The 236-nt window shown below is 61.4% G+C and carries 1 protein-coding gene; it reads right to left on the reverse strand.

Features of this window, described 5'->3' with window-relative positions:
* Positions 1 to 153: biotin carboxylase N-terminal domain-containing protein (locus EOC06_RS23020; RefSeq protein WP_164898698.1), on the reverse strand; the 153-nt coding region annotated here is incomplete at its 3' end.
* Positions 154 to 236: the final 83 nt, after the last annotated feature.

The raw sequence follows: 236 nt of genomic DNA on the forward strand, positions 1-236 counted from the left end.
GATATGCACCGCCTCGTCGGCCATCTCGACATGCAGGGATCTCGCATCGGCATCCGAATAGACGGCGACAGTGCGCACACCCATCTTGCGCGCCGTCCGGATGACACGGCAAGCGATCTCACCGCGATTGGCGATCAGGATCTTGGCGAACATGGAGCCTCCGCATGTAAGGTTCGAAGTCCATGGGAAGCAGGGCGCTTGAACACCCCCCTCTGTCCTGCCGGACATCTCCCCCT

It is taken from the genome of Mesorhizobium sp. M7A.F.Ca.MR.362.00.0.0 (assembly GCF_004023175.1).
Classification (GTDB): Bacteria; Pseudomonadota; Alphaproteobacteria; order Rhizobiales; family Rhizobiaceae; genus Mesorhizobium.